A 10,256-nucleotide genomic window follows, 5' to 3' on the forward strand; every position below is an offset into this window, starting at 1 on the left:
CCCCCGGCTCGTTCCTCGCCACCCCCTCCCGATAACGGGAGAGGGTTGGGTGGGGGTTCTGACTCCCCCTCCCTCCCGTTATCGGGAGGTGAGGGGGCCGGGGGGAGGGAGGGGAAAGATGCCCACTCGCTCTCTGGCACAACCGTGCAGCGAAGGAAGCGCATGCGAAACTCGGGGTTCTGGGTAACCAGCCCGCCCGCGCTCCCCGACGGCCACCGGTCTTCGTCGTAGAGCCACGCCTCCATCCCGAGCTTTTCGGCCTCATCGGCGCAGGCGTTGATGCACTCAAACCACTCATCGCCCAGGTACTCCGTCACCAGCCCGACGCGGGAGTGCATGAAGAAGCCCCCGAGGCCCATCTCCTTCATTACATGGACTTGGCGGAGCAGCTCGGTTTTATCTAAGCGCCCATTCCAGGCCCAGAAGGGCTTCCCGCGCCAGACAGCTCCGGGGTTTTGAAATGCGGTAAAAAGCTCGTCGGTGGTCATGGTCTGCGCCAGAGTCCTTCCAGGGTGTCGTGTGGTTTCCAGCCCAGCAGGCGCTGTGCTTTATCGGTGTGGCACTGGTCGTGGGGAAAGTCCGCGACGCAGTGAAACTCTTCGTAGGGGCTAGGCAGCGACGGGGCTTCGAGAGCGCATTTTATAGCCCGCGCTGCGTCCTGCCAGGTCAGCATCATCGCCGAGCAACCTCCTTGGCTTACCGCATCAGGCTGGGCAAAGCCATTGAACATGAGATTCGGAACTTCTAGGTCGTACCACTCCGCCAAGACCCGCATCGCTTCATTGCCGAGGAACTTGCTGTGGCCGTAGAGATGCCGACCAGGCCGGGTTGGGGTGTCGGAGGCAAGGTGGTAGTCGTAGAGAAAGTCGCTCTCGCCGTGGAGTGTGATGAGCTGCGGCCCGGTATGCACGACGCGGCGAATGCCCATTATCGCTGCCGCCTGCCCGACATTCCACGCTCCCAGCGCATTGACCGCAAACGCCCCCGCAAAGTCCTGGCGCACCACGGTCAGGTTGATGATCGCGTCGCAATCTTTACAAGCGTCTGTCACAGAGCGGAGCTGGCGCACATCTAAGTGCACTTCCTCATGCGGCGCGGGCAACGGACGCGCAATCGGTGCCTTAGGATCTTGCGGCTTCGCCTCCGCTAGCGGCGCGATATCGGCGAGGCGCAGCGTGTAATGGTCTTTAAGTGCATCGGCAACCGTCCGCCCAATCGGCCCACCAGCCCCCAAGATCACCACTTTTCGAATTGCCTCTCGCGAGGCAATCGGCTCCACTGGCCCGAGAATCTCGCGCCAGGGCTTGCCACCGTCTGTTTCCGGGCGTCCCGGCGCGTCGCCGACATGCCGCACTACCCACGACTTCGTATCGTTCAGCGATTGCCGTACTGCCTCTGCCGCTTCCTCCCGAGAAACATCCCCCAGCCGGAGTACGGTCACTCGCAGCCCCGTCGCACGCGCCACTTCTTGCACGGAGAGCTCAGTGAGAAAGGGAAACAGTGTTGGTGCCCCGCGTCCGGGCCTTGGACGCCAGTTGGTGCCAAGGTGCCAGTTCTGAGGAATCCGTGAGAAGAGCTGCATTGTCGAGATCAGGACAAGGCGCTTAAGGCCCACATCGGCGGCAGCGCAGGCCAGCGCGTAGCTCCCCTGAGTCGCCGTGAGGAAGTCATCGGGAAAATAAAGGCGGGGTGCCCAGATCGCTGCCGTTGCGCCACTCTCCACCAAGATCGCGCCCAGCACGCCTGGGGTAGTCTCGGGTGCGCCGTAGTCGAGCTGTGGCGCTCGTGCAAAGCCTAAGACTTCGTTGCAGGGCAGCGCCCCAAAGACCAGTGTGTTGCTCATTAGTACGTACAGCGCCCGCCCGAGATATCGTAGCACTGCGCCGTGACAAAGCTCGCCGCGTCGGAGCAGAGAAAGTGCACGACGCTGGCCACTTCATCAATTGTGCCGGGCCGCCCCATCGGGATTTTAGAGAGGAGCGCATCCACCACTTCCGGGGTCATCTGCTCCAGCATCGGGGTGGCGATCTGCGCGGGAGCCACACAGTTGACCCGAATCCCCTCTTTTGCCACTTCCTTGCCGACCGCTTTCGTGAAGCCAATCACGCCCGCCTTGGCCGTGGAGTAGGCCGTGAGATTGGGGTTGCCCTCTTTTCCCGCCACCGACGCAATGCTCACAATCGCGCCACGCTTGGCCTCGCGCATCGGCTTAATGGCGGCGCGGCAGAGGCGAAAGACACTGGTCAGGCAGATCTCCAGCACCGCGTCCCAGTTCTCATCGGTCTGCTCCCAGAGTGGCACGCTCGCCCCCGTGATTCCCTGACAGTTGATGAGCATATCGAGCCGCCCGTGGGTCTGGAGCACTTGCGCCACCAGCGCGTCTGCCGCCGAGGCAACCCGCAGGTCGGTCTGCAAGTCCGCAATCGAGCCGGGCCGGTCCGCCGTCACCACCGTCGCACCAAACACCGAGAGCCGCGCCGCCACCGCCTGCCCAATACTGCCCGCCCCGCCCGCAATCAGCGCCACGCGCCCCGTGAGAAGAAGATCGTCCGTCATGATTTCCCTTGCTTTCTAAGAAAAGTTGCAAGCTCGGGGAGCTTGTCGGTGTTGAGGTAATCTACGCCTGCGCTCCAGCAGACTTCCCAGCCCGCGGGGTTGTCGGGGGCGGCCCAGAAGCGGATCGTGCGGCCTTCAGTATGAGCTTGCTCGATAAGACTGGAGAGTTTTTCGCGGTCGGTGCGGGTCATGAGGCCAGTGCCGTACCACTTGAAGAGGGTAAACCAGCTCTCGCTAATCAGGGGAAAGAGCGCAACGGGGAGGTTCTTGCCCAGATCATCGGGGCGGCCATCCAAGGCAGCGAGACGATTACGCTCGGCGGCGAGTATCTCACGGGGGCGGTCGCCGGAGAGGATCACCGTGATGGCGCGGCGTTTGATCTGCCCGTTCTCGAAGCGCGTCAGCATCGGGGCGTAGGGCTTGAGCGACTCTTTGAGAGCAGCGTAGACGCGTGCGCCGTCGGTCTTGATGTCTACGAGCAATGTCAGCGGCGCAGCTTCCGGGTAGACGCTCCCCTGGTTGGCCTTCACCCGCTGCCACAGAGGCTCTAAATAGAGAGCAGTGAGCGTGCGCTCCGGCCTCAGGTCTTTCTTGTCATGGCCCACGAGTAGCGCACCGTTTTCGAGGTAGATATCGGCCTCGACGCTACAAAATCCCTGATCCAGCGCATCTAACAAGGGCCGAGTATGGGCGTAGTCGTTGTGAGCGTGTGCTCGAAGAAGTGGCTTTGTCATACCACTAGTTTACCGACTCCCGCCTCAAAGAACATTGCTTTCTCGCTTCCAGGCAAGGTTACCTCCGCACGGCAGCCCTTAGGAACCGTGAGCACGAGAGCTAGTTTCTCGCCCTGCTTGCGCCACTCTACCCGTATATCGCCGTGGGGGGTGGGCACGACGCCTTTGGCCCAGCTTAGGCCCATGGGCATCGGAGTAACAGTAAAGGTCGCAAAGCCGGGTGTCTTGGGCTGCACTCCGAGCACCTGTGTCGTGAGCTGATAGAGCGGTGTCCCGCCCCAGCTATGGCTCAGATCGCCGCGATCCCACATCTCTCGTAGTGACTGGGTCTCCTCGATAATCTTCCAGCGCTTGAGCTGCTCGGGTGCGTATTTCTCGAAGAGTCCCGTGTGTGCCAATGCCGCGAAGACAAAGTGCATGAAGTAGGGCTGGCAGGAGAAGTTCGCCGCCGTGATCGCCCTCTCCACAATCGCTGCCTGGCGTTCTTTGGGCGCGAGGTCGTAGAGCGCGGCCAAGAACTGCAAGTGCGCCGTCAATGTCTCGATCTCTTTATCGGCGGGGAGCCACTGGCCGGGCTTGACATGGGTCTGAAACGGCTTGCCATCGCGGTAGAGCCCCTTCTCCAGCACCCAGAGCTCGCGCTCAAAGGCAGTCGCAAGCTCGGTGCGGGTTCGTTGGTAGTTCAGTGTCCTACCCGAGTCTTTGGTTAGCTCCGCAACTCGAACCCCATCGGCGAGAGCGCGGTAGAAAAAGGCGGTCATGTAGCCCTGCCCGATCACGGCGGGTGGATGATGGCCGGGGAAGCCCAAGATGTCCACCCAGTCCATAAACATGTAGTTGGGCGCTTCGGAGATCAGGCCGTTCTTGCCAATATAGCTGGTGAACGTGTCTAGGAGGGCGTGAATCTGGGGTGCAAGCTCTCGCACCAGCGAGTCATCGCCGGTGTGATCCCAGTAGTCGAGTACCATCTGGAGCCAGAGCAGGGCGTAGCTTGTATGAAAATTCTGGTTCTTACACTGCTCCAAAATCCAGGCGTACTTGCGCGAGTCTTGCACCGTGAGAGCGGGCTGGAAGAACGCGGCGTAGTTGACCAGCGACGCGATGAGATAGTCCCCCGGATCGCTAATCGGCTCTTGGTGGTGCGGCGAGTCTAAATGGTGGGTCTGGAGGCAGATCTGGGTTGCCCAGCGGCACACGGACCAGAGCCGGGTGAGGTCAGGGTCGCTGCACGAGAAACTCCCCCGGTAGGCCACGGGCTGAGAGACAAAGCTGGCGCGAATGTCCAAAATCTCCAGTGGCTCGGTGATATTTTTAGCCGAGAGATTCACCACCGAAAAACTATCCATGAAGGGAAGCTCGAAGGTCTGGACGCCGCCGGTAAGCATCGCCGTTGCCATTCGATGGTGGCCGAGCGCGTTGGGCTCGTTGGGCTCGATGGTCAGGGTTGCCCCCTTGCCACCTTTTACGACAAAGCTCAAGTAGGCAGAAAGCACGCGGTCCCAGCGGATGCGAAATGCCTCCCCACCAGCCCCCGTCCAACGGGGGAGCACGGCAGGTAGGCTTGGATACACCACCTCCATGCGAGCGGGAATCTGGCTGGGCACAAAGGGCTGCCAGAGGTCAGGAACAGGTGTCGCCGCGCTCCAAGCAGAGACGTCAAAGCCGCTCTCGCGCCAGCCGTCGGGCTCCGCGGCGGCTTCGTAGTGCCAGTTGCCTTTCTTGACCCAGTGCTTGCAGGGCGCTGCGTACCAGGTGGCATCTGTGGCGGTGATTCCGGGGGCATCGAGGAAGAATCCTCCCTGCCCGCGCGAGCCCTCCCAGCCGATCAGCTTGGTAAAGAAAACCTCGGCGGCGATGGTATTGACGCCCGGTTTTAGATAGGGCGCGAGATCCAGCGTGTCGTAGAAGTACTTGCCGGTGGGCACCCGATGGTAGTCCATGCCGATATCCGCTGGCCCGCGCGCCACCAAGACTCCGTTGATCCAGAGCCGATACGCATTGTCGGCGCTAAGATAGGCAAGGGCCTGCTTGGGGACGCGTGTCACCGTAACCTCTTTGCGAAAGAGCGTGGCGTGGCTTTCCCCCGCAAGCCAGACCCACTTGCCTGCCGGGGGCCTCCCGCGGGGCGCTGTGTTATCGGCCTTGTAGCCCTTGGCCTCGACGCCATCACTGGTGACTTTAGGCTGGACGGCTTTCCGCACAATCGGCCCACGGGGATCAGGAGTTTTCATAAAAATGATTTTACCTGAGCTTGCTTGCCAACAATATAAGACTTACGTTATACTCGGACGGATTGGCAAATCGGTGCCAAATTTTCCGGCTAAGTCAGCCACCCAAAGGTGATTTTTATGAAGAAATCTTCCCGACTTGGTTTTACTCTTATCGAACTTCTTGTGGTCATCGCGATTATCGCGATTCTTGCCGCGATTCTCTTTCCCGTCTTTGCACAAGCCCGTGAGAAGGCACGCCAGACAAGCTGCCTGTCCAACTGCAAGCAGATCGGTACCGCACAGATGATGTATGTGCAAGACTACGATGAGTCCTACCCTCTCTGGGGCTACTGGAACCCGATGCAGAGAGTCAATGGCTGGAAGCAGACCTGGGTGCAGATTCTACAGCCCTATGCTAAAAATATGCAGATCTTCAAGTGTCCCAGTGATAGCAATGATGGGCTCAATCTCTACTGGGATACGGCAGATGCCAGGGCATCTTGGACATCTTCGAGCTACTGGCAGAACGCCTACATCACGCGCTGGTCCGGGGCATCTTTTGGGCAACCCTCCGTGACCCTCGCAGAGTTTAATTTTCCGGCAACCACGGTGACGTTCTGTGAAGGCCCCACGAACAACGGCCAACACACCTGGCCTGGCCCTCCCACCGAGTGGTGTGGCACCAACCCGATCTGTGTGAAGTCGCAGGAGCGGCACGGAGGCGGTATGACCAGTGTCTTTGGAGATGGTCATGCCAAGTGGTATAAGCCCAGCCAGTTCAAGACCACGATGACAGACACTGCCACAGACAATGTCGCGCCCATCGGGGGACGTCCTCGCAAAGCCAGTAACGACGGCTCCAATCCCTGGTGGCGTCTGTAGAACTGTACACAAGGAACGCCGTCGCTACTTAAATCGTAGCGACGGCGTCTTTTATTTTTTAGCGGGGAAGCGCCTCAAGAATCTCCGTGGCCTTGGTGCGACCTCCGTGGGAGCGGCTGATTTTTGCAAAGATTACCTTGCCGCTTTTGTCAATCACAAATGTCGAGGGAAATGCGGTCTCGCGGGGAGCGTCCCAGCGCAGGCCGTATTTATTCGTGAATGCGTAATCAGGATCAAGAACCAGCGTGATAGTGGCGGGAAGTGTCTTCCCTCGAACAAACTCCTCGGCGCGCTGCTTCAGGCCTTCTGCGGGTCCCGGATAGACAAGCACAACCTGCGTCTTTGCGGCGGCGAAGGCCTCGCTCTTGCCCAGTAGCTCCCCCACTTGCACTGTGCAAATCGGACACTGGTAGCCAGGGAAACCACGTAAAACCACAAGCGCCACGGGGCCGTTCATCAGCAACTTTGAAAGTGTCACCGAGGTCGCGATGGGTGTCTGCCAGGTTACATCGGGAGCCTTCTCCCCGATTTTTGGTGGATTCGCGGGGCCAGCAAAGGCGGCGGTAAGAAGCAAAAGCGGTACGAGAGCATTCATGTCCTTTTCTACAAATGAGGGGTAGGCATTAGTTCCCTCTCACTCCGCCAGCTCAGGAAAATTTTCCTTTGTCCAGCGAATTCCTTTTTGCGAGAGAAACCAAGTATTGCCCTTGTCGCTGTTGCCCTGAAAAAAAAGCACCGTCTTGCCGCGCTCGTCGAAGATGCCGGGATGGCCGGACTCCGATGCGTTCCACTCACCAGGCTTGCCATTGGCCAGAAGCGGCTGATCGCTAAGGCGCTTCCAGTGAATGCCATCCGTGCTGGTTGCCACCCCGATCTGCTGCGGCGCGTTGTTGTAGGCTCCCGCGTAGAACAGAAAAAGTGTCTTGCCGCGTTTGCAGATCGTTGCGGCCTCGATACAGTCTCGCTCCCAAGGCAGCTCAGGAGCGAGCATCGGGCCGTCGGTGGAGAGATTGCTCCACGCTGCACGCCCGAAGTCGGACTTAAGATCAGCGACGGCCACGCCGAGCATCTGGATTTTAAACGCAGGGTCTCGGGTGGCGTAGTAGAGATAGAGCTTGTCCCCGATGGGAAACACTTCCGCGTCTATCGCCCGTCCACAGTTCCAGGCACCGTTGGGACGAAAAACAGGATTGCTGGCATCGTGCTCGAAGTGCAGGCCGTCTTGAGAGACCGCGTGGCAGATCGCGTCTTTAGGCCCCATGCCATAGGTCTGGTAGAAGAGATGGACTTTCCCTCCCAGCACACGCGCTCCCGGCGCACAGATGCCATTTTCTTCGACCGTCCCCGGCTTGCCCAGCACCTCCCCTACTTTTGTCCAGTGCGTCAAATCCGTGCTTGTGGCAATCCCAATCCCCCAGCCTTTCGGGGCATCGGGCGGGGCGAGCTTAGGGTCAAACGGTGGCATCGAGTAATACAGCCAGTACTTCTTTGCAAACTTAATCACCGACGGGTCTTTGGCAAAGGGCCGTCCTAGACGCGAGGTGTCGCCGTAGTACATCTCAGGGGTATTCATATTCGTATCTTCATTATTTCTTTATGATGCTTCGATATCCTCTCAGCAGAATGAAAAAAGCACATTTACCTCTCGCAATTTGCCTAGCTTGTGGACTGAGTGGCTTTGCCGTCTATGCGCACTCCGCTCAGGCCCCCAAAGCACTCACTGCTGATGCCACAACGAAAAAAATCGTCGAGGCTGCCGACGCGTTTCTGGCCACACTGAGCCCAGAGCAGCGCAAGGCCGTCAGCTTTGCGTTCACGGATACCCGGCAGCGCGCGAACTGGTCGAACCTGCCTTCCGGCCTCTACCGTCGGGCTGGTCTGAAGATGGGCGACTTAACCGAGGCGCAACAGAAGGCAGCTCAGATGCTCCTCCAGGGGATCTTGAGCAAACAGGGCTATCAGAAAGTCACGGATATTGTCAATGGCGATGAGTACCTGCGGCAGAACGACCGTATGGGCGAGCGGCTGAACTTTGGCAAGGCCGAGTTCTATCTCTCATTTCTCGGAAAGCCCTCGCAAACGAGCCCATGGATGTTTCAGTTCGGGGGGCACCACCTCGCGATAAATGCCACCGTGGTCGGCAAGAACATCACGCTGGCACCGAGTCTGCCCGCCGCACAGCCTGCTAAGTACACGCTAGGTGGCAAGACTATCCAGCCATTAGGGCGTGAGATGACCAAGGGCTTTGCTCTGGTTCAGGCACTCACCCCCGATCAGCACAAAACCGCCGTTCGCGCCCCGTACTTCATTGATCTGATGCTAGGGCCGGGCCAAGATGGTAAGACACTTGCGCCGGAGGGTATCCCCGGCTCCCAGCTCACCAACCCGCAGAAAAAACTTCTCATGGATCTGCTAGGTGAATGGATTGGGAACCTCAACGACGACGACGCGGCTCCCAAACTCGCGGAGGCAAAGGCAAATCTCGACAAGACCTACTTTGCCTGGGGCGGTCCGACTACCACGGGAAGCGCCGCGTACTACCGAATTACTGCCCCAACCGTGCTGATCGAGTACTCCCCGCAGCGCATGGGCGGCGATGGTACCAACCACACCCATTGTATCTACCGCGAGCCCTCCAATGACTACGGCGCAAAGCTTACCTCTCCTCAGTAGCCTGCTGGCATTTTGTGCACTGCCCGCCCTAGCCCATCCACGCGATGAGCTGGGGCAGGCAAGCTATGTCGGAATCACACCGTCGTCGGTGACGATCGAACTCAGCCTCACCCCTGGAGAGCAGCTCGTTGCTCCTTTCGCCGCACTCGCTGCCAAGCCAGACTATCCACAGCGGGTTCTCACAGACCTATGCCTCTCACTCGATGGCAAGCCACTTATGCTCAATCTGCTTCCGAAGCCACTGACGACTGGTGAGCAGAGCACCAAGCTGTATTTCTCCGCGCCTCTGGTGTCTCTCTCTGGAGGAAAGCATACGCTCCGCTTCGAGAACCACCACACGCCCCTCAAGAGTGCCTATCTTGCCGCCACCCTCGCAGGCACGGATGGGATCCAGATTGGGCAGCAGACTCATGATGCGACACAACAGACACTCACTGTCGCGTTTCAGGCTCCCAACCACGAGTGGAACCTCACTCTGTGGCTCGTTGGAGCGGGGCTGGCAGGCTGCCTGATCTACGCTCGCAAGCGCCGCCGCTAGGCAAAGACAGCGCGGTTGTCTTTGCCTAGCGGTAGCCCTCGCCCGTCCGGCGCTGCTCTCCCACGATCAGCACACCGCTAAGGTGGAGTCCGTTGGTCGCAAACGGTGTTTTGTCCACGACTGCCTTACTGACGGCACTCTTATCCGGTGCCTTATCCAATAGCTCGATCTGCACGTCATGGTCCGTGTCAGAGAGCGACTCCGGGAAGAACCAGGGCTTGAGAAAGAAGCGACCTGGTTGTGAGTACGCGTCGAAGAGAGTCCCCTCGACGGTTTTCCCGTCCACCGTTACACGAAAGATCCCGTTCTCGGGGCCTTTATGCCCCACCAAGCCAAGCTGTGTGCCCCGAAAGCGAAATTTCACACTCGCGCCAGGCTGTGTGGCGACCCAGGTCGGCGGCACCAGCCCGCCTTTCTGTGTCGTGACATGGGGATCGGTGGCGGCGACACGGGTCCAGTGTGGGCTCAGTGTGAGGGCATCCAGCGTGAGTAGCTTTGCCCGTTGCCAGTGGTTCGTGCTCCGCGCGGGGGGAAGTGCGTGTTCCCCTGCTTTCCCCACCGCAAGAAAGCCGGGGAGTGCCCCCGTGAGGCGCTCGGCATAGAGACGGTGCCCCGCTGCGCCGGGGTGAACCTTATCTTTTGTGAAACCCGTGTCGTCGCGAG

At 59.6% G+C, this 10,256-nt stretch carries 9 protein-coding genes and 2 pseudogenes; 3 read left to right on the forward strand and 8 right to left on the reverse strand.

The window, feature by feature from the left end:
* From RMO15_RS17800 to RMO15_RS17820, 5 genes and pseudogenes are all read right to left on the reverse strand, one after another.
* Positions 1-488: pseudogene (locus RMO15_RS17800) on the reverse strand (hypothetical protein); the annotation flags it as partial.
* Positions 485-1,843: an NAD-dependent epimerase/dehydratase family protein gene (locus tag RMO15_RS17805; protein WP_309714880.1), complete on the reverse strand. Its 1,359-nt coding sequence runs from the start codon at positions 1,841-1,843 to the stop codon at positions 485-487. The pseudogene RMO15_RS17800 and the gene RMO15_RS17805, both read right to left, overlap by 4 nt.
* Positions 1,843-2,556, reverse strand: a complete 714-nt coding sequence (locus tag RMO15_RS17810) for an SDR family NAD(P)-dependent oxidoreductase (protein WP_309714882.1) — start codon at positions 2,554-2,556, stop codon at positions 1,843-1,845. Before RMO15_RS17810 ends, RMO15_RS17805 begins: the two co-directional genes overlap by 1 nt.
* Positions 2,553-3,290 carry a phosphatidylinositol-specific phospholipase C/glycerophosphodiester phosphodiesterase family protein gene (locus tag RMO15_RS17815; protein ID WP_309714884.1) on the reverse strand — a complete coding sequence of 246 codons (738 nt, stop codon included), beginning with the start codon at positions 3,288-3,290 and terminating at the stop codon, positions 2,553-2,555. The genes RMO15_RS17810 and RMO15_RS17815 overlap by 4 nt, the downstream gene beginning before the upstream one ends.
* Positions 3,287-5,521: an alpha-L-rhamnosidase C-terminal domain-containing protein gene (locus tag RMO15_RS17820; protein ID WP_309714886.1), complete on the reverse strand. Its 2,235-nt coding sequence runs from the start codon at positions 5,519-5,521 to the stop codon at positions 3,287-3,289. Before RMO15_RS17820 ends, RMO15_RS17815 begins: the two co-directional genes overlap by 4 nt.
* A 117-nt stretch (positions 5,522-5,638) precedes the next feature.
* Between RMO15_RS17820 and RMO15_RS17825 the strand changes: the two genes are divergently transcribed.
* The gene (locus RMO15_RS17825; RefSeq protein ID WP_309714887.1) at positions 5,639-6,382 is read left to right on the forward strand and encodes a DUF1559 domain-containing protein; all 744 of its coding nucleotides are present in this window, start codon (positions 5,639-5,641) and stop codon (positions 6,380-6,382) included.
* 58 nt (positions 6,383-6,440) lie between these two features.
* On the opposite strand, the gene RMO15_RS17830 is transcribed toward RMO15_RS17825, so the two are convergent.
* Positions 6,441-6,977 (reverse strand): redoxin domain-containing protein, encoded by a 537-nt coding sequence (locus RMO15_RS17830; protein ID WP_309714888.1) that lies wholly within the window; start codon positions 6,975-6,977, stop codon positions 6,441-6,443.
* A gap of 39 nt (positions 6,978-7,016) precedes the next feature.
* A complete protein-coding gene (locus RMO15_RS17835) occupies positions 7,017-7,955 on the reverse strand; it encodes a family 43 glycosylhydrolase (RefSeq protein WP_309714891.1) in 939 nt (312 codons plus the stop codon).
* A 50-nt stretch (positions 7,956-8,005) separates the two neighbouring features.
* Here RMO15_RS17835 and RMO15_RS17840 point away from each other — a divergent pair, with 50 nt between their 5' ends.
* A complete protein-coding gene (locus RMO15_RS17840; RefSeq protein ID WP_309714893.1) occupies positions 8,006-9,055 on the forward strand; it encodes a DUF3500 domain-containing protein in 1,050 nt (349 codons plus the stop codon).
* The gene (locus RMO15_RS17845; protein WP_309714895.1) at positions 9,021-9,593 is read left to right on the forward strand and encodes a hypothetical protein; all 573 of its coding nucleotides are present in this window, start codon (positions 9,021-9,023) and stop codon (positions 9,591-9,593) included. Before RMO15_RS17840 ends, RMO15_RS17845 begins: the two co-directional genes overlap by 35 nt.
* 25 nt (positions 9,594-9,618) lie before the next feature.
* Here RMO15_RS17845 and RMO15_RS17850 read toward each other — a convergent pair.
* Positions 9,619-10,256: pseudogene (locus RMO15_RS17850) on the reverse strand (SGNH/GDSL hydrolase family protein); the annotation flags it as partial.

Source organism: Armatimonas sp. (assembly GCF_031410135.1).
Lineage (GTDB): Bacteria > Armatimonadota > Armatimonadia > Armatimonadales > Armatimonadaceae > Armatimonas.